Below are 18143 nucleotides of genomic sequence, written 5' to 3'. Positions count from 1 at the left end.
GGCCGCGGCCCCCGCCGCCGAAGCGCCCTCGCAGGACCCCGCCCAGGCGCTCACCGGCATCCCCGGCATGGACTTCTCCAGCCTGCCTCCGGCGGCGAAGCGCGAGCTGTCCACGGTGTTCACCGACGAGTTCTGCTACTGCGGCTGCCCCCACACCCTGGGCGCGTGCCTCAAGCAGCACACGACCTGCAAGCACGCCAAGCGGATGGCCCGGCTGTCCGCGCGCATGGTGGCCGACGGCGGCCCGGCGAGCGAGGTCATCGTCACGCTGTCCAAGTACTACGCGTCCTTCCGCGAGCCCCGCACGCCGCTCAAGGTGGACCCCCGCATGTGCCAGGGCGACGCCAACGCGCCCGTCACGGTGACGGAGTTCTCCGACTTCGAGTGCCCCTTCTGCGGCAAGGCCCGGCCCATCCTGGAGGGCTTCGCGAAGAAGCACCCCAGCGAGGTGCGCTTCTGCTACCTGCCGTTCCCGCTCAGCATCCACGCCAACGCCATCCCCGCCGCGCAGGCGGTGCTGTGGGCGCGTGACCAGGGCAAGTTCTGGCAGATGCATGACGCGCTCTTCGGCCAGCAGGAGAACCTCAAGCCGGAGGCGCTGCCCGCGCTGGCGAAGTCGGTGGGCCTGGACGGGGACAAGCTCGCGGCGGTGCTGAAGACGGACAAGTACAAGGACGAGATCGAGGGCTTCCACGCGCAGGGGCGCACGGCGGCCATCAACAGCACCCCTTCCGTGTTCTTCAATGGACGCGCGTACGACCTGGGCTTCCAGGAGGGGTTGCTCGAGCACAGCATGGAGGATGAGGTGGAGTGGCGCGCGAACAACAACGCGTGGGCCGCGGACTGACACCCAGGATGAGCCAACGCTTCCGCATCGATGGCGCCGCGCATCTGGTCCCCGAGGACCGGACCGGCATCCCCGCGCTCGCGGGACGCTCGGGCACGTACGCGCTGATGCCCACGGCGCCCGACCTGCTCGTCTTCTCGCGCACGCCGCCGGAAGGGGGCTCCATCCCCACGCCCCGCGTGGTGCTGGCGGGCGACGCGGGCGGCTTCCCGCTGTCGGACCTCATCGCGTTCCTCAGCCAGTCGCGCTGGAGCGGCGTCGTCCGGGTGCACACGCCGGGCGGCGAGCGCTCGCTGATGATCCGCGAGGGAGAGGTGCGCGGCGCCACGTCCGAGGAGCCCGCGGACCGGCTGGGCGAGGTGCTGGTGCGCCTGGGCTACGTGGACCGGGCCCAGGTGGAGGCGGTGCTGCGCGAGCAGTCGCCGTCGAAGATTGGCCGGGCGCTGGTGGAGAAGGGCCTGCTGCAGGCGCACGACCTGTTCAAGTGCGTCACCCACCAGGTCAGTGAGATCTTCCACGCCATCGTGCTGTGCCGCGAGGGGGCGTTCTTCCTCATCGACCAGCCCGTGGACGACAAGACGGGGCATTCCATCCAGTTGTCCACGCAGAGCCTGCTGATGGACAGCATCCGGAAGATCGACGAGCTCGCGCACTTCCGCAAGCGCATCCCCCACGGCCGCATGTACGTGGCGCGCAAGCGTCCGTCCGACGGCAAGCTGGAGGAGGACGAGGACCGCGTGCTCGCCATGCTGGACGGGCGGCGCACGGTGCTGGAGTTGGGGCACGCGGCCCGGCTGTCCGAGTTCGACATCACGAAGGTCGTCTTCCGGCTGCTGGAGGGCGGCTTCGCGGCGCTGTCGGACAAGCCGGTGGGCACGCCCGCCGCCGCGGCGCCGGAGAAGGCGGCCACGCAGCGCGCGCGTCCGGCGGTGCGCACCGTGGCGCCGGTGGATGCCCGCCCGGTGGCGCGCGTCTTCAACTTCATCTTCCGGGAGATCCGCGACGAGGTGGCCCGCCAGGGCATGGACCGCGAGTTCATCGCCGCGGCCAACGCGGCGCTCACCGGGCAGGCGCTGTCGTCATCGCCGGTGCTGGAGGGGCTCGCGTTCGCGGCGGACGGCAGTCTCCCGGAAGGCCGGCTGATGGAGGCCTTTGACCGGCACCGCGACCAGCTGGGCAGCGAGCCGCTGGCCTCCTTCCGGCAGGCGCTGAGCGACGTGATGTTCTTCCTGCTGTTCCAGGCTGGAGAGCTGCTGGAGTCGCGCGCGGACGAGGACCTGGCCCGTCGCGTGAAGGAACTCCTGGCCACGCTCGAGGCCCCGTGACGGACGCTGGCTTTCCGCGGCTGACCGCCGACGTGCCCGGGTGCGGGGGCGCCTTCAAGCTCTCGCCCGAGGACTTCGAGGTGGAGGAGCTGCCCGCGTACCTGCCGTCCGGTGAGGGCACGCACCTGTACCTCTGGGTGGAGAAGCGCGGCCGGGACACGCGTGAGGTGGTGCGCGCGCTGGCCACCGCGATGGGCGTGCGCGAGGACGACATCGGCGTGGCGGGGATGAAGGACCGGCAGGCGGTGACGCGGCAGTGGCTGTCCGTGCCCGCGAGCGCCGAGCCGCGCCTGCCCGAGTTCGCGCTCGACGGCGTGCGCGTCCTGGAGTCGAAGCGGCACGGCAACAAGCTGAGAACCGGGCACCTGAAGGGAAACCGCTTCCGGCTGCGGCTGCGCGGCGTGCAGGACGTGGGCGCCGCGCGCGAGTCCTTCGCCCGGCTGTCCGCCTCGGGCGTTCCCAACTACTTCGGGGAGCAGCGCTTCGGCCGGGCCGGGGACAACGCGGACCTGGGCCGCATGCTGCTGCTGGGCCAGCGCCTGCCGAAGCGGCCGGACCGCTTCCAGCGCAAGCTGTACCTGTCCGCCTTCCAGTCCCGCCTCTTCAATCAGGCCCTGGTGCAGCGGCTGACCGCGGGCACCTTCGCCACGGCGCTCCTGGGGGACGTGCTCCGCAAGGAGGAGACGGGCGGCCTCTTCGTGTGCGAGGCGCCGGAGGTGGATGGCCCCCGCGTCGCCGCCTTCGAGGTGAGCCCCGCGGGGCCCATGTTCGGCCCGAAGATGACCGCCTCGCGCGGCGAGGTGGCGGAGGCCGAGGCCCGGCTGCTCGTCGACGCGGGCGTCACCCTGAGCGACTTCGTGCGCGGCGGGGATGAGACGGAAGGCACGCGCCGCCCGTACCGCGTGCGCCTGGGCGCGCCGGACCTCACGGTGGACGGCGAGGACGCGGTGCTCACGTTCGAGCTGCCGCGCGGCGCCTACGCCACCGAAGTGCTGCACGAGCTGCTCAAGGACGGCTGAGCCGCACGCTCCACCCCAGGCCCGGAAACGACCACGCCTCCCAGGGCGGTAAAGCCCGGGGAGGCGCGGGGGACTGCATCCGTCTCCCCGCTCCGTCGTGGCGGAGCGGGGCGGGGCGGCAGCGCTACTGCCGGACGACGTTGAACTCCGTGCGGCGGTTGAGCGCGCGTCCGGCCTTGGTGGTGTTGGGCGCCACGGGGCGCGCCTCACCGAAGCCCACGGCCTCCATGCGGCCCGGGTCGATGCCGCGCTTGAGCAGCTGCGCCAGCACCGCGTCGGCGCGCTTCTGCGACAGCTTCAGGTTGGAGGTGTCGTTGCCCAGCGAGTCGGTGTGGCCCTCGATGCGCACCTTGCGGATCCACGACGCGTCCCTGAGCGCCTGGGCCACGTCGTCCAGGATGGTGGTGCTCTGCTTGCCGATGATCTTCGCGGAGCCGGACCCGAAGAGGATCTGCTTCTTGATCTCGATCCGGTCCTTCTTGACGACGACCATCTTGTACTGCTTGGCGCAGCCGCGCTCCTCCTTCACGCCCGGGTCCTCGGGGCATGCGTCCAGCCGGTCCACGATGCCGTCGCCGTCCTTGTCCGGATCCGGGCAGCCGCCGTTCTCCGTGGGGCCGGTCTCCAGCGGGCACTTGTCCTGCGCGTCGGGGACGCCGTCGCTGTCGTTGTCCAGGTCCGGGCAGCCGTCCTCGTCCTGGAAGCCGTCCTTGTCCTCCGGCTCCAGCGGGCACTTGTCCACGTCGTCGTTGATGCCGTCCCCGTCCTTGTCGACAATGGGGCAGCCCAGGTTCTGCAGCGGGCCCGCCTCCGTGGGGCACTTGTCGGTGCCGTCCACGATGCCGTCCAGGTCGTTGTCCATCTCCGGGCAGCCGTCGTCGTCCTGGAAGCCGTCCTTGTCCTCCGGCTGGTCCGGGCACTTGTCCACGTTGTCGAGCACCGTGTCGCCGTCGCGGTCCTTGGGGGCCTCCGCCGGGCAGCCGGTGTTCTCCGCCACGCCGGCGATGAGCGGGCACTTGTCCTGCGCGTCGGGGACGCCGTCGCTGTCGTTGTCCGTGTCCGGGCAGCCGTCCTGGTCCTGGAAGCCGTCCACGTCCTCGGCCTGGTCGGGGCAGGGGTCGTCCTTGTCGAGCACGCCGTCGCCGTCGCCGTCCGTCTCCTCGATGCTCACCACCACCTGCTGCTGGGGTTGCTGGGGCTGCTGCGGCTGCTGGGGCTGGGCGGCTTCCGGGCGGTCGCGCACCAGCACCTGGCGCGGGGCGCAGTTCTTCGACAGCTCCAGGGCGCGCTTCACGGCGCCATCGGCGGTGCGCACGTGCTGGGCCGCGCGGGTGCTGTTGCCCTGGCTCAGCTCCCCCCGGGCGAAGTCGAGGTTGGCCTCGGCGGTGGCCAGGTCCGAGGGGGCGCAGCGCAGGGCGCCGCCCCTGCGGGCGCGCTCCACGTCGGCGGTGAGGACCTCCGTGTCGGCGCGGATCTTGTTGCCGCTGACGCAGGAGAGGGAGGCGAGCAACAGGGTGAGCAGCGCGGACTGGGACAGACGCTTCATCGGGGAGCGCTCGGGCGTCACGGGTTCGGGGGGCGGCCCTGGGAATCTGCGTTGGCGGCGGACATGGACTTCTCCCGCGCCTCGTTGGCGAAGCGGGAGGCCTTCACCGCGAAGTCGACGCCGGCCTGGTAGTCCGAATAGCCGACCTCCTCGCGCGCCTTCTGGAGGTAGAGGTTGGCGGCCGTCCACTCGTACGGGGCTTCCTTCTCCGCTCCGGCCGTGCGCGCGGCCTGGATCTGCACTTCGGCGTCGAGGATGTTCGACGTGGACTTCACGGGGCCACATGCGGTCAGCACGCCCGCAACCGCCATCAGGAGCGACTGCTTCGTCATCACGTGTGCCTCGGTAAGACAGAGCGAAAGGGACTGGCGTCGGTCGTATCAATCGCCCCCGGGGGGGTCAAGAATCGGGCGGTTCCCGTGAAGCAGGGGGCCGGGCGGAGGGGTGGACTTTGACGGCGGGCCCCGCGCTTGCCATCGTTCCGCCCCCGTGCGTCCTCCGCCTGTGCCGCGTGCCCTGCCGCTGCTCCCCATCCTGCTCCTGGCCGTCCTGCTGCCCCTGAGCGGCCTCGCCGGGCCCGCGTCCGCGTCCAAGCGGGCCCAGGGCCGCGCGGAGGCGGACGCCGTGCTCGCCCAGGTGGCCGGGGGCAGCCCCGTGCCCGCCGCCGCCTCCCGCCTGCGCTACCTGCGCCAGGAGGCCTACGCGGCCGAGGAGATTGGTCCCCTCCTGCGCAGCACGTTCGAGGAGCGCAAACGCCGCAACCTGGCGTCGCTCCTGGCGTCGCTCGGCGCGCGCGAGGGGGAGGGCACGCTCGTGAAGCTCGCCTCGGATGGGGACAGCACCGTGCGCATGTACGCGGCGCAGGGCCTGGCGAAGCTGGGCAGCCGCAACACCGCCGTCGTGCTGCCGCTGCTCCAGGACAAGAGCAGCGGCGTGCGCCGCGAGGCCGCGCGGGCGCTGGGGGCGTCGCGCAACCCGAAGATGGGCCGGTCGCTGATGACGGCCGCGAAGGCGGAGCAGGACCTGGAGGTGCGCGCGGCGCTGCTGGAGGCCGCGGGCGCGTGCGGCGACGCGAAGCAGCGGCCCGGCCTCAAGGCGTACCTGGACAGCGACTCCGAAAGCACGCGCTTCGCCGCGGCCCGGGGGCTGTGCCGGCTGGGTGCGCCCGAGGGCTTCGCCTTCGCCCAGAAGCTGCTGGGCAACCCCGACAAGTTCGTGCGCCGCCAGGGGCTTGCGCTCTTCGAGGGCGTGCCGGCGAAGAAGGCCAGCCCCGTGCTGTCGCCGCTCCTGAAGGACGCGGACCGCACCGTCGCCGCCTCCGCCGCGCGCGTGCTGTACCAGGGCGGGGACGCGGCCGCGCTGGACTGGCTGGTGCTGGCGTCCTGGAACGCCAAGGGCGAAGAGAAGCTCACCTACGAGAAGGAGCTGGAGACGCTCCAGCTCGCGGACGACCGGCGCAAGGCCATCCTGCGCAAGGCAGGGGTGGCGCCGTGAGCCTCGCGGGCCTCTGCACCCTGGTCCTGCTGGCCCAGGCCCCTGTCACTCCGGCTCCGAACTCCAAGCCGCCGGTGTCCCCGGCGCGCGCGGTGCCGGCGTCCCTCTCCGCGCCCCAGGCCGCCATGCCGCTGCCCGGGCCCGTGCGGGAGAACGGCTGGAAGCCCCTGACGCCCGAGCAGCGCGCGGCGCTCATCGCGGATCAGGCCGAGTCTCCGCTCGCCGAGCGCCTGCTGGGGATGAGCGAGAAGTTCCTCAACACCCCGTACGTCATCTCGCCCCTGGGCGAGGGCCAGGGCGTGGATCCGGATCCGCCCTTCCGGCTGGACGCGGTGGACTGCCTCACCTTCGTGGAGGAGACGCTGGCGCTGGGCCTGGCGCGCGGCGAGCCGGAGGTGCCGACGCTGCTGGAGCGGATCCGCTACGCGAACACGCCGGCCTACGAGGACCGCAACCACCTGATGGAAGCGCAGTGGCTGCCCAACAACATCAAGAAGGGGCTGCTGGTGGACGTGACGCGGCGCTACGCGAAGGACGACGCCGTCGCCGTCACCAAGACGCTGACCCCGTACACCTGGCAGTCGAAGTCGTCCATGGCGCTGCAGCTGCCGCGCGAGCGCCAGCCCGTGGGCACCTTCACCCTGAACATGATTCCGCTGGAGAAGGTGCTCACGCACGCGCGCAACGTGGCCTCCGGCACCATCCTCGTCGTGCTGCGCGAGGACCTGCCGCTGAAGGCCACGCGCGTCACGCACCTGGGCTTCGTGGTGCAGAAGAAGAAGCGCACGTACCTGCGCCACGCGTCGAAGGGCGGCTACAACCGCGTGGTGGACGAGGACCTGGAGACGTTCCTCGCCCGCAACGCTCGCTACGACAAGTGGAAGGTGACGGGCGTGAGCCTCTTCGAGGCCCGGCGTCCGCCCCCCTCGTTCGCGTCGCAGCCCACCCCCGCCGCGGGGAGCGCGGCCGTCGGCACGCCCTGACGCCAGCGGGGTGGCTAGAAGGCGGGAGGCGCGGTGTCCGCCGGCATCTGGCCCAGCTCCCCCTCGCGCTCCTCTTCCTCCGCGGCGCGTCCGGCCTCGTCCGCCGTGGCGAGCCCCTGGATCTTCACTTCCTCCAGGAGGGCGGCGGCGCGCGCCTGGTCGGTGTCCGGCACGAGCAGCTCCCACCAGGGCAGCAGGTTGCCGGTGGTCAGCTCATCCACCACCCCCGAGCGTCCGGGACGCACGATGAGCGGGATGCGCTGCTCGTCCAGCACGTCCGCGAAGACCTGGGCGGTGACGGGATCGTCCGCGATGCCCGCTCTCACGAACCGGTGCTTGTCCAGCTCATGGGGCAGGGGCAGCTTCCGCTCGCGCATCTCCTCCGCCGACACGAGCGGCGGGTGGTTGGGGCAATCCGTGCAGTCCACGACACTGTCCTGATACTCCGAGCCACACCGAGCGCAGTACCTCATGGAGCCCTCCTGGGCGATGGCTGGAATGTTAGGAACGCCTCGCGCGGATGGCAGGCGGCCCCCCGTGCGAATTCCTGGGGTCAGTGCCGCGCTGCGTCTCCCAGCTCGCCCACCATCCGGCTCAGGCGCTCCACGTCGATGGGCTTTCGCAGCACCGCGTCGCAGTACTCGGCGCCGTCCACCTGGGCATAGCCCGACACGAGGACGACCCGGGCCTTCGGCTCACGCTCCTTCACCTGCTGCGCCAGCTCCGTGCCGTTCATGCCGGGCAGGGATTCGTCCGTGACCACGACGTCGGGGTGGGTGTCTTCGAACGCCTTCAGGCCCGCCACGCCGTCCGCGGCGGTGGTGACGTCGAAGTCGTCCTCCAACAGCTCCGCCAGCAGCTCGCGGCTGTCCCCGTCGTCCTCCACCAGCAGGACCTTGATTCGCTCGCCATCCATGCGACTAGAGCAACGCGGTGCTCCGGGGGATTCGTCCGGGATGCCCCGGGCGCGGCGACGGTCGTCTGGCTGCTTCGGGGGAGGGCAGGCAGGAAGGCTTGCGAAAGCCCCTCACGGGCGGACGGGGCACTGCCCATCTTCATGCCCGGAGGTGATTCCATGAAGGTGTTGTTGCGTGGAGTGCATCTGGGGCTGACGGACAACCTCAAGGCGTATGTGGACGAGCACCTGGTCGCTCACATCGAGCGGTTCGCCGAGGACGAAGCGTCGGAAATCGACATCGCGCTCGTGGACATCAACGGGCCCAAGGGAGGCGTGGACAAGGAGTGCCGGGTGACGGTGCGCATGCCCGGGCTGGAGGCGGTGCACGTGACGGAGACGGCGGAGACGCTGTTCCAGGCCATCGACGCAACGCGTGACCGGCTGGAGAAGGCCATCAAGCGCGCGGTGGAGCGGCGGCGCAGCGTCGCGACGAACGGCCTGCCGTACGACCTCAACGCGGACGCGTCGAACAACTACTAGGCGTCCTGACGGGCGTCGCGGTGGCAACAAGCGAAGGGCCCGGGAATTCCGGATGCCAGCCAGGCATCCGGCCCCCGGGTTCCTTCGGGCCAGTTCCTTGCTGGGGTTGGAAGGTGGACGCTATAAGCGGATCCCCTCACCCTTGGGCTAAAGGACGGCGATGGTCCGCCTCAAGTTCCTGCTGTTCGCACTCCTGGTCCTCGGACTGGGCCTGGCTCATCTCCCGACGCTGTCGGCGCCTCAGCGTGCGCGCGCGGTGGAAGGTGCCGCGCTCCAGGCCGCTTCGGGCACCGGCGAAGTGGCACGTCGCGTGGACGCGCGCCGCGCCGAAATCCAATCCCTGGCGCTGAAGCTCGCCGGCACTGCCGACGTGGCCGCCGCCGTGCACGCGCTGCGTCCCGCTCCCGCGGCGAAGTCTCCGCGCGACCGCAACGGCGGAAGGGACGCGGAGGAGTCCACCGCGCTGCTGCCGCTGACGGCCGAGCGCTTCGGGGCCCTGCGCACCGCCGCGCAGGCCGCGCTCCCCAAGGAGTTGCAGGGCGCGGTGGTGGCGGTGGTGGCCGGTGACGCGAGCTTCCACGCGCGCGCCGACGCCGAGCCCTCCTCCGATGCCGCCGCGCTGGATGTCCCGGCGCTCGCCAAGGCGGGCACGTCCGTGGTGAACGCCTTCGGGGCGCCGCATGTCTTCGCGGCCGTGCCGCTCGCGTGGAGTGACGAGCGGACCCCGGCTCCGGCGGTGACGCTGGTGGTGGGGGCGCCCCTGGTCGCGGACGCCGCGCTGCAGGGCGCGCTGGACGCGTCCGGTGTGGCCGCGCTGGGGCTCGTGCAGGGCGACAAGGTGGTGGGCGGCGTGGGCGCGGAGAAGGCGCGGCTCGAGGGCGCGTTGCCCAAGGTGGCCGCGGGCGCGAAGGACACCGTGCTGGAGACGGGGTCGCTCCAGGCGCTGGGCCCGGTGCAGCTGCCGGCGTTCACCAGCGGCGATGCGATGGGCGGACAGGCCCCGCTGTTGGTGGGCGCCCGCCAGCCGCTGCAGGGCACGCCGTATGAAGTGCTGGTCCTCGCGGGGACGGCGGCGACGCTGGCGCCGCTGGCCGCGTACCAGCACAGCGCGCTCGTGGGGCTCGCGGGGCTGCTCCTGCTGAGCCTGCTGTGGACGGCGCTGATGGGTGGAGGCCGCCGCTCGGCTTCCGACGATGAGGTCGCCGCAGGCAATGGGGACACGCTGGGCTGGTCGGCGGCGCTCGCCGCGCAGCCCACGCCGGCCGCCACGCAGCCTCCGCCGGCCGCCGTCGCGCCGCTGGCGGATCCGTTCGGGTCGGCTTCGTCCTCGGAGCCGCTGTCCAATCCGTTCGGGTCGGCCCTGTCGCCAGAGCCGGTGTCCAAGACGTTCAGCGCGGTCGCGCCGCCGCCGGCCCAGCCGGTCGCGGATCCGTTCGGGGGCGCGGATGCGTTCCCGTTCCCGCCGTCGGGGGCCCAGGCGGATCCGTTCGCGATGCCGCCTCCTTCGGCCGCCGCGCCGCTGGCGGATCCGTTCGCGATGCCGCCTCCTTCGGCCGCCGCGCCGCTGCCGCTGTCGAACCCGTTCAGTACGCCGGCTCCGGATCCGTTCGCCGGGGTGGAGTCGTTCCCGTTCCCGTCGCCGCCCTCGGCCCATCCGCCGCCGGCCGCGGAGCCGTTCACGCCGCCCCCGGCGTACGCGCACAACGCGCCGATGCCCTTCGACCATGCGCCCCCGTCGAACGAGCCCATCGCCCAGGCGGCCCCGCGCCATGGTGCGTTCGCCTTCGAGGATCAGCCCACGGCGGCGTACTCGCTCCAGCAGGCGGCCAATCCGTTCGCGCTGGCGGCGGCGCAGTCGTCCGAGCAGGACGCGGATTCCAATCCGGAGACGACGCGCGTGGCGGCCATCCCGCGCGAGCTGCTCCAGGCGAGCACGCGGCCCACGTCGGAAGCCATCCCGATGCCGCCCCCGCGCTCCCAGGCGTCCCAGGCGATTCCGCTGCCGGGCGGCAACAGCGCGGCGGCGGTGGCGCTGTCGGAGGAGCAGCACTTCCAGGACGTCTTCCGCGAGTTCGTCACCACGCGTGAGCGCTGCGGCGAGCTGGCGGACGGCCTGACGTACGACAAGTTCGTGCAGAAGCTGCGCAAGAACAAGGAGCAGCTCGTCACGAAGTACGCGTGCAAGACGGTGCGCTTCCAGGTCTACGTGAAGGAGGGCAAGGCCGCCCTCAAGGCCACGCCCGTCAAGGACTGACGGCCGGCGGACGTTCAGCACCGTGTCGTGCCCGAAGGCCCGGGACCTCTTCGCGAGGTGCCGGGCCTTCCTGCATGGCGCGCCCGCGCGGGCCTGCCGCGTTCAGCTCGCGCGGGGGAGGACGACGCTGAAGCGGGCACCCTGGCCCGGCTCGCCGCCCACCTCCAGCCGGCCTCCGTGCTCCTGGAGGATGCGCGCGGCGATGGCCAGCCCCAGGCCGGTGCCGCCGTCCTTGGTGGTGAAGTAGGGCTCGAAGATGCGGGCGCGGTGTTCGGCGGGGATGCCCGGCCCGTCGTCCTCCACCTCGATGACGGCGTCCGCGTCGGTGCCCTTCACGCGCACGCGCAGGGCGCCGCCCTTGCCCGTCATCGCCTCCTCCGCGTTCTTCACCAGGTTGACGAGCACCTGGGTGAGCTGGTCGCGGTCCGCGCGGGCCACCACGCCCGTCTGGAGCGCGGGCAGCAGCTGGATGCCCTCCGGGGGCGTGGCGTAGAGGGAGAGCACGCCCTGGGCCAGCTCTCCCAGGTCCACCGGGGCGAGCTGGGGCTTGGGCAGGCGCGCGAAGCGGCTGAACTCGTCCACGATGCGCCGCAGCCGCTCCACCTCTTCCAGGATGACGCCCGCGCTGTCCTTGAAGAGGGTGGGGAAGCTGGGGTGGCGCGCCTCGTGCGCGGCGAGCAGCGTCTCCAGCGACATGCGGATGGGGGTGAGGGGGTTCTTGATCTCGTGTGCCAGCCGGCGGGCGACTTCCTGCCAGGCGGCGATGCGCTCGGTGGCCATCAGCCGTTCGGTGGTGGCCTTCAGCTCGGACGTCATGTGGTTGAACGTCCGGACCAGCTCGCCCACCTCGCCGGAGGCCCGCGCCGTCACCTGGACGTCCAGCGCGCCTTCGGCGACGCGGCGCGCGCCGGAGGTGAGGGCCTCCACCGGCCGCGTCATCCACCGCGACACGAGCATGCCCAGGAGCGCCGCGAAGGCCAGGCCCAGGCCCGCCAGGAGGAGGAAGGCGCGCATGACGCCTTCTTCCGCCTCGCGCGCGGCGGCGCGGCTGAAGGTGAGGCGCACCGAGGCCGCGTCGCCCAGGGGCAGCACGCGCGCCACGGTGGGAGGGGCCGCGCTGCCCGCGTGCGCCACCTCTGAGTCGCCGGACAGGAGCGTCACGTCCGCTTGCGTGAGGCGCGCCAGGTGCTGGGCGAGGCCGTCGTCCAGCACCACGCCGCCCACGGCCCACAGGCGCACGTCGCCGTAGTCCACGGGCCGCGCGGTGACGAGGGCGGGCACCTGTCGCAGGCCCGCGTCGCCGCGCACGTCCACGCGCACCGGGACGGGCCTGGGGGACCGCTCCTTCGTCACGGCGAACAGCACGGCGTCCGGGTCGCCGCGCCGGGCGGGCAGGTGTCCGGAGGACAGCACCGTGCCATTGCGGTCGAACAGCGCGAGGACGGTGAGGCCCCGGCTCTTCATGAGGCCTTCGGCGGTGCCTGCCTGGATGGCGCGCAGGGGGCGGTCGCGCGCCTCGCGCACCAGGTCCTCCATGGCGGGGCTCTCCACGAGCTCCTCCACGGCGCGGCGCGCGTTGGAGGCGGAGCGCTCCAGCGACTCCTGCGCGGAGGCGGTGGCGGCCGTCATGCGCGCGTCCAGCTCGCGCGACAGCGTGTCGCGCAGGCGCGTCAGCGTCAGGGGCACCACCACTGCCAGCGGCACCAGCGCGAGCAGGGCGAAGGCGAGCGCGAGCCGGGTCCTCAGCCGCATGTGGCTGCTTCTTTCGCGGTGACGCGGTTCGCGGCTGACTTCCGCGCGCCGGGTCTCCGGTGCGCATCCGCCCCGCGGCTGTTCGCAGTGGGGCGGCTCACGGTCGGTCTGTGCCATCCGATGAGCTGGCTTGCGTCGGTCGTGCGCACCCGCGCTTCAGCGCCGCTCACGGTCGGCCTCCACCACCGGAGGCCTCGGCGGGCGCGAGCCATGCGCCTTCCATCACCGGGAGGCCCTGCGCATCCAGCACCAGGCCCGTCACCTCTGGCGCCGCTCGCAGTCCCAGCCCCTGTGCGTACAGGGGAATGAGCGGCACGGAAGGGGCCAGTGCCAACGCACGCTCACGGCTGCGTGCATCGCGGGCCCCGGCGTCCGTCAGCGCCCCGATGGGCGGCAGCTCCACGCCCAGCAGGTCTCGCCGTCCGCCCGCCTCCAGCACCACCGCCAGCGCGGGGCCGGGCAGGGGGGGCAGCAACAGCGCGCTCAGCATCAACTCGAAGTCGCCCTTGGCCTGACGGCTTCGCAGGGCGGCGCGCGACTGGGGCTCCAACGCGACGGTGTAGCCCTGTTCGTGCAACTTCACCTGGATCCGTTCGGCCACCGCGCGCTGATCCGCCAGCGCGGCGTCGTAGGCGAGCGTCACCTTGCGCGCGGTACCCGCGGGCGGGGCTTGAGGCCGGACCCTGGGGCCCTGTGGCAGCAACGCGGGCGGCAGCAGGTTCGCCATGGGCACGGCGGGCCCCTTCACGAACAGCCGCGTGAGGTCGTCGCGGTCGATGGCGCTCTCGATGGCCTGACGGAAGTCCGCGGGCACCTTCCGGGGCGAATACGCCAGATACGTCGCATACAGCGCCGCGCCCGTGAGCGTGTCGTTGTCCGGCGGCGTGCCCAGCTCTACCTGAACCTGCCGCGACGTCCACAGCCGCGTCAGGCCCCGCTCATCCGTGGCCGTGAGCGCCAGCCGGTCCAGGTACGGCCGGCCTTCCGGCCACGCGGGCTGCGCCTCCAGCACCCCCCTCCCCGCCGCGCTGAACGGCCCCGACGCGGGCGACGGCGGTGGAGCGAGGGCCGGGTGACAGAGTGAACGCTCCAGGTCCGGCCACGGGAAGGCCAGCGCCAGCTCCAGCGTCACACCCGAGGACGTCACCTGCCGGCCCTCGCCGCGCAGCGGGTACAGCTGCGCGCGGTAGGGCGAAGGCGCCTCGGGAGACGACAGCCGCGTCCACGCCCGGGCCACCGCGGTGGCGGTGGCGGCGGAGGGCAGCGTCACGCGCAGGGCCTGGGGCAGGGGACGCGACAGCTCGCGCGCCAGCGTCGGACGCACCCGGCCGTCCGCGTCCACGCGACACACGGGCCGCGTCAGCAGCCCCAGCAGCGCGGCCTCCATCGGCGTGTCGGCGAGCGCGGGCTCTCCAATCTCCGGCGGGCCTGCATGGGCCGCGCGCAGTTCCCCTCCGTAACGGGGCCGGCTGGCCGCCAGCGTCGGAGTGGAGGCGAGGAGGACGAAGCCCGCGAGGGCGGAGCGGATCATCACGGTGCACCCTGCCGCAGGAGGAACAGCTCGCTCGTGCCGTCCGGCTTCCAGGAACCCACGAGGACCTCGCGGCGCTTGTCACCGTCCAGATCCGCCGTCACCACGTTCAAGGCCCGGCCCGCCGGAAGCGCGCCCTGCCACAGAGGCTCGTGCGCCATCGGCGCGTCCGGCGCCAGCGACAGCACGCGCAGCACCTCCGGTGAGGGCTGGAGCTGGGGCGACGTGGTGAGCAGCTCCGGAGCCCCGTCGCCATCCAGGTCCCCCAGCGCGCTGCCCACGCCCAGCCCCGCCAGCCGCGTAGGCGCGGACGCCGGACGCGCATAGAGCGACGCCGTGCCGTCCGCGTGGACGAACAACATCCGCGGCGCCGCGAAGCTCGCCGCACCGAACGGCGCGGGCACGGTGAGCGCACGCCCATCCCCAAGCCGCACCTCGGGCGCGAACACCGTCTGCCCCGGCACGAACGCCCCTCGCTCCGACGTCCCCAGCGGCGCGGCCTCCAGCGTCCCCGAAGGGCGCAGCGTCCCCTTCGCCTTGTCCAACACGAGCACCTCGCCCCTCGCGTACCGCGTGCTCCACGCGGCCAGGCGCGGCGGCCCCGTGAGCACCGCCAGCGCTCCGAAGGGCTCGCGCGTTGTCGCCGTCGAGGGCGCCCCTTCCAGCTCCCTCCGCGCGAGGATCCGCCCATCCGCGCCGAACACCACCACCTCGCGCGCCGTGAGCGCGGCCACCTCGTCGCGCCCGTCACCGTCCAGGTCGCCCGCGGCCAGCGCGGCCAGCGGCGTCTCCAGCCTCGCGAACACCGCGCCCAGCAACCGGACGGTCCGCTTCTGCGGCGACCCGGGCCCCGGCGTTCCTGGGGACGGCGCCCCCACCGCGGCCAGCGCCAGCACGGAGGCATCCGCCTCCACGCCCTCGGCCACGGCGGCGGCGGGCTTCGGCGGACGCGTGGGCGTGCGGCCAGACCAGAAGTTCACCCACGTGCCCAGCACGTCACCGCGCGCCACCAGCTCGCCGCCCTCCAGGTCCAGCGTGAGCCGCGCCAGCGAGCGGGCCCCCTGTTCGCGGGCGGTGGCCTCGGCGCGCTCGGGCGGGACCTCCAGCACCACGGGCCCGAGCTGCTGAGCCGCGAGCCGGGACGCCAGCAGCGTCCCGAACGCACGGCGCAGCTCGGCGGAGCCACCCGACAGGGACACCGCGACGGGCGCCTCGGCGGGCGCGGCGCGGATCGCGTCCGCCACGGCCTGGGCGAGCCGGGCCGTGGCAGGGGGCGCGCCTTCCGCCCCGGAGGCCCGGGAGGGCAGGGCGAAGGCGAGCGCGAGGAACAGCGGCAGGAGCGAGCGACTCACAGGCCCTTCTTGCCACCTTCCTCGATGAAGAAGTTGTCCGGCGTCACCTGTCCGGGCGGCGGGGCCTCGGCGGTGGGCTGGGTGCCTTCCAGGAACGGCTCCAGGCGCCCCGGGACGGAGTTGCCCGCGAGCAGGCCCGTGGCCGGATCGATGCGCACCTGCGTGACCCCCGGAGGCACCTCGAAGTCGCGCGCGGGCAGGCCCTCCTCGGCCACGCGCATGAAGTTGAGCCAGATGGGCAGCGCGGCGCGGCCACCCGTCTCACTGCTGCCCAGCGGCGAGTTGTCGTCGAAGCCCACCCACGCGCTGGCCACCCAGTCCATCGTGTAGCCGGAGAACCACGTGTCCTTGGACTCGTTGGTGGTGCCCGTCTTGCCCGCGGCCGGCCGGTTCAGCTCGCGCACCGCCCGCGCCGTGCCCTCCTCCACCACGCTGCGCATGAGCGACGTGGCCAGGTACGCCACCGCTGGGGGCAGCGTCTCCTCGAAGGCCGGCTGGTGCTCCTCCAGCACGGTGCCCTTCGCGTCGCGCACGCGCAGCAACTGCAGCGGCTCCGCGTAGCGGCCATTGGCCTGGAGCGTGGCGTACGCGTTGACGGCCTCCAGCATCGTCACCTCGCCGGTGCCCAGCGCCAGCGTGAGGTTCTCCGGCAGGGCCGAACGGATGCCCGCCCGGCGCGCGAAGTCGATGGCTGTCGCGGGGGTGATGGCCTCGATGAGCCGCACGGACACCGTGTTCTTCGACTTGGTGAGCGCCGTGCGCATCGTCATGGGGCCTTCGAACTGGCCGTCGAAGTTCTTCGGCTTCCACGCCTTGCCCGTGTACGGGTCGCGGATGGTCTCCGGCGCGTCGTTCACCGTGGACAGGGGCGTGAAGCGGCCGCTCGCCAGCGCGGCGGCGTAGATGAAGGGCTTGAAGGACGAACCCGGCTGCCGCTTCGCCTGCGTGGCGCGGTTGAACGACGAGCGCTCCGCGTCGTAGCCGCCCACCATCGCCACCACGTTGCGGTTGGCGGGGTTGATGACCACGAGGCCGCCCTGCACCAGCGGGACCTGATCCAACGTGGCCTCCACGAAGGCCGGAGCCGGGGGCGCCTTGAGCACGCGCACGAACACCAGCTCCCCGGGCGTGAACACGTCCGCGATGCCCTTGGGCGCCTTCTTGCCCTTCTGCCGCGCCCAGGTGACGGACGCGAAGGACACCTCCGCGGTGCGGCCCACCAGGTCCACGCGGGCCACGTCGCGCTTGGGGTCCACCTCCAGGACGTAGCCGGTGAGGCGCAGCCCCTCCTCCATCGGCTTGAGGATGACGCGGCCCGCGCGCTCGCGCTCGGGGGACTGGGGCGCTTCCTCGACCTCGCCGTCGGCGGCGAGCTCCGGGGGCGGCTGCTCCTCGGCGCCTTCTGCCTCGGGCGCCAGCGCCTTGGCCTGGGGCGTGGGCGCGGCGGCGGGGGCCTGGGCGAGCGGCGCCAGGTCCGCGACATAGCCCTGGTCCTTCTGCCGGCGGCCGGCCTCCTCGATGCGCTGGACGATGAGCGCGCGGTAGCGGGCCCACGTCGGCTCGTCCAGCTTGCCCTGGGCGCCGCGGTAGCCCTGGCGCCGGTCCACCGCCTCCAGGCCGTCGCGCACGGCCTTCTCGGCCACGGCCTGGAGCCGGGGCAACAGCGCGATTTCAACGCGCAGGCCGCCCTCCATGACCGTCTTCTCGCCGTAGCGCTCCACGAGCGTGCGGCGGATCTCCTCCGCGTAGTACGCGCCCGCGCTGGGCGCCTTGCGCGGCGCGAGCACGATGGGCTTCTCCTTCTCCGCGTCCACCACCGCGCGCGGCACGAAGCCCTGGCCGGCCATCTGCTCCAGCACGTAGCGCTGGCGCTGCTTGGCGCGCGTGATGTTCGTCACCGGGTTGATGCGGTGCGGCTGCTGCACGGTGCCCGCGAGCACGGCGGCCTCGCCCACCGTCAGGTCCTTCGCGTGCTTGCCGAAGTAGAAGAGCGCGGCCTCCTCCAGCCCGTAGCGCCGCTGACCGAAGTACACGCCGTTGATGTAGAGGCTGAGGATCTGATCCTTGGTGAGGGCCTGTTCCAGGCGCGGCGTGAGGATCCACTCGCGGATCTTGCGGCCGATGGTGCGCTCCGGCGTGAGCAGCATGTTCTTCACCACCTGCTGCGTGAGCGTGGACGCGCCGGACTTGCGGCTGCCGGGGATGAGGTTCTTCACGACCGCGCGCAGGATGCCGAAGGGGTCCAGGCCCTCGTGCTTGTAGAAGTCCGCGTCCTCGGCGGCGAGGAAGGCGTTGCGCACGTGGACGGGCAGGTCCTCGATGCGGATGAGGGTGCGGCGCTCCAGCGCGAACTCCGCGCAGAGGGTGCCGTCCGCGCACGTCACCTTGGTCACCTGCGGCGGCAGGTAGACGCGCAGGGACTCCACGGAGGGCAGGTCGCGGCTGTAGTAGGCGTACGTGGCCACGCCCGCGGCGATGAGGAGCACGAGGCCCACGAGCCCCGTCACCAGGAGCCGCTTCGTCCACCGCCACAGCGTGGCGCCGAAACCGCGCCGGCCTGGCGGCGGTGCGCCGGGTGGGGCCGGCGGGAGGGGTTCGGGAG

The 18143-nt window shown here is 72.8% G+C and carries 15 protein-coding genes; 7 read left to right on the top strand and 8 right to left on the bottom strand.

Annotated features, from left to right (window positions below; translation table 11 throughout):
• The 3 genes from D7V93_RS16440 to truD form a co-directional block, all read left to right on the top strand.
• The coding region (locus D7V93_RS16440) for a DsbA family protein (RefSeq protein WP_120644315.1) at window positions 1-847 on the top strand (847 nt) is incomplete at its 5' end.
• Between the two features lie 8 nt (window positions 848-855).
• Window positions 856-2172 carry a DUF4388 domain-containing protein gene (locus tag D7V93_RS16435; protein WP_120644314.1) on the top strand — a complete coding sequence of 439 codons (1317 nt, stop codon included), beginning with the start codon at window positions 856-858 and terminating at the stop codon, window positions 2170-2172.
• The gene (truD, locus tag D7V93_RS16430; protein WP_120644313.1) at window positions 2169-3191 is read left to right on the top strand and encodes a tRNA pseudouridine(13) synthase TruD; all 1023 of its coding nucleotides are present in this window, start codon (window positions 2169-2171) and stop codon (window positions 3189-3191) included. The genes D7V93_RS16435 and truD overlap by 4 nt, the downstream gene beginning before the upstream one ends.
• Before the next feature lie 124 nt (window positions 3192-3315).
• On the opposite strand, the gene D7V93_RS16425 is transcribed toward truD, so the two are convergent.
• Window positions 3316-4737 (bottom strand): OmpA family protein, encoded by a 1422-nt coding sequence (locus D7V93_RS16425; RefSeq protein WP_120644312.1) that lies wholly within the window; start codon window positions 4735-4737, stop codon window positions 3316-3318.
• Window positions 4738-4754: 17 nt separating this feature from the next.
• Window positions 4755-5069 carry a DUF4398 domain-containing protein gene (locus D7V93_RS16420; RefSeq protein ID WP_120612854.1) on the bottom strand — a complete coding sequence of 105 codons (315 nt, stop codon included), beginning with the start codon at window positions 5067-5069 and terminating at the stop codon, window positions 4755-4757.
• Between the two features lie 157 nt (window positions 5070-5226).
• Between D7V93_RS16420 and D7V93_RS16415 the strand changes: the two genes are divergently transcribed.
• Window positions 5227-6231 carry a HEAT repeat domain-containing protein gene (locus tag D7V93_RS16415; RefSeq protein ID WP_208723044.1) on the top strand — a complete coding sequence of 335 codons (1005 nt, stop codon included), beginning with the start codon at window positions 5227-5229 and terminating at the stop codon, window positions 6229-6231.
• Window positions 6228-7214 carry an N-acetylmuramoyl-L-alanine amidase-like domain-containing protein gene (locus D7V93_RS16410; protein ID WP_244237343.1) on the top strand — a complete coding sequence of 329 codons (987 nt, stop codon included), beginning with the start codon at window positions 6228-6230 and terminating at the stop codon, window positions 7212-7214. The genes D7V93_RS16415 and D7V93_RS16410 overlap by 4 nt, the downstream gene beginning before the upstream one ends.
• Window positions 7215-7228: 14 nt before the next feature.
• Here the strand turns inward: D7V93_RS16410 and D7V93_RS16405 are convergent, their stop codons facing one another.
• Window positions 7229-7687 carry a putative signal transducing protein gene (locus D7V93_RS16405; protein WP_120644310.1) on the bottom strand — a complete coding sequence of 153 codons (459 nt, stop codon included), beginning with the start codon at window positions 7685-7687 and terminating at the stop codon, window positions 7229-7231.
• Between the two features lie 80 nt (window positions 7688-7767).
• Complete coding sequence (locus D7V93_RS16400) at window positions 7768-8130, bottom strand: response regulator (RefSeq protein WP_120644309.1); 363 nt, start codon at window positions 8128-8130, stop codon at window positions 7768-7770.
• Window positions 8131-8289: 159 nt separating this feature from the next.
• Here D7V93_RS16400 and hpf point away from each other — a divergent pair, with 159 nt between their 5' ends.
• On the top strand, window positions 8290-8652 hold the full coding sequence (gene hpf / locus D7V93_RS16395) for a ribosome hibernation-promoting factor, HPF/YfiA family (RefSeq protein ID WP_120644308.1): 363 nt from the start codon (window positions 8290-8292) through the stop codon (window positions 8650-8652).
• A gap of 160 nt (window positions 8653-8812) precedes the next feature.
• The gene (locus D7V93_RS16390) at window positions 8813-10906 is read left to right on the top strand and encodes an MXAN_5187 family protein (RefSeq protein ID WP_120644307.1); all 2094 of its coding nucleotides are present in this window, start codon (window positions 8813-8815) and stop codon (window positions 10904-10906) included.
• Between the two features lie 102 nt (window positions 10907-11008).
• On the opposite strand, the gene D7V93_RS16385 is transcribed toward D7V93_RS16390, so the two are convergent.
• The 4 genes from D7V93_RS16385 to D7V93_RS16370 all read right to left on the bottom strand — a co-directional run.
• The gene (locus D7V93_RS16385; protein WP_120644306.1) at window positions 11009-12658 is read right to left on the bottom strand and encodes an ATP-binding protein; all 1650 of its coding nucleotides are present in this window, start codon (window positions 12656-12658) and stop codon (window positions 11009-11011) included.
• A 166-nt stretch (window positions 12659-12824) separates the two neighbouring features.
• Window positions 12825-14192 carry an ABC transporter substrate-binding protein gene (locus tag D7V93_RS16380; RefSeq protein WP_120644305.1) on the bottom strand — a complete coding sequence of 456 codons (1368 nt, stop codon included), beginning with the start codon at window positions 14190-14192 and terminating at the stop codon, window positions 12825-12827.
• The gene (locus D7V93_RS16375; protein WP_120644304.1) at window positions 14189-15541 is read right to left on the bottom strand and encodes an FG-GAP repeat domain-containing protein; all 1353 of its coding nucleotides are present in this window, start codon (window positions 15539-15541) and stop codon (window positions 14189-14191) included. The genes D7V93_RS16380 and D7V93_RS16375 overlap by 4 nt, the downstream gene beginning before the upstream one ends.
• On the bottom strand, window positions 15538-18143 hold a 2606-nt coding region (locus tag D7V93_RS16370), incomplete at its 5' end, for a penicillin-binding protein 1A (protein WP_341870934.1). The genes D7V93_RS16370 and D7V93_RS16375, both read right to left, overlap by 4 nt.

This window comes from Corallococcus llansteffanensis (genome assembly GCF_003612055.1).
Taxonomy (GTDB): Bacteria; Myxococcota; Myxococcia; order Myxococcales; family Myxococcaceae; genus Corallococcus; species Corallococcus llansteffanensis.
Note: the sequence above shows the minus strand (reverse complement) of the source record. Positions and strands in the feature narration are given on the sequence as shown.

Coding starts and splice junctions, on each gene's coding strand:
- D7V93_RS16435 (WP_120644314.1), top strand. CDS start 856: ATGAGCCAACGCTTCCGCATCGATGGCGCCGCGCATCTGGTCCCCGAG.
- D7V93_RS16425 (WP_120644312.1), bottom strand. CDS start 4,737: ATGAAGCGTCTGTCCCAGTCCGCGCTGCTCACCCTGTTGCTCGCCTCC.
- D7V93_RS16420 (WP_120612854.1), bottom strand. CDS start 5,069: ATGACGAAGCAGTCGCTCCTGATGGCGGTTGCGGGCGTGCTGACCGCA.
- D7V93_RS16405 (WP_120644310.1), bottom strand. CDS start 7,687: ATGAGGTACTGCGCTCGGTGTGGCTCGGAGTATCAGGACAGTGTCGTG.
- D7V93_RS16400 (WP_120644309.1), bottom strand. CDS start 8,130: ATGGATGGCGAGCGAATCAAGGTCCTGCTGGTGGAGGACGACGGGGAC.
- hpf (WP_120644308.1), top strand. CDS start 8,290: ATGAAGGTGTTGTTGCGTGGAGTGCATCTGGGGCTGACGGACAACCTC.
- D7V93_RS16390 (WP_120644307.1), top strand. CDS start 8,813: ATGGTCCGCCTCAAGTTCCTGCTGTTCGCACTCCTGGTCCTCGGACTG.
- D7V93_RS16385 (WP_120644306.1), bottom strand. CDS start 12,658: ATGCGGCTGAGGACCCGGCTCGCGCTCGCCTTCGCCCTGCTCGCGCTG.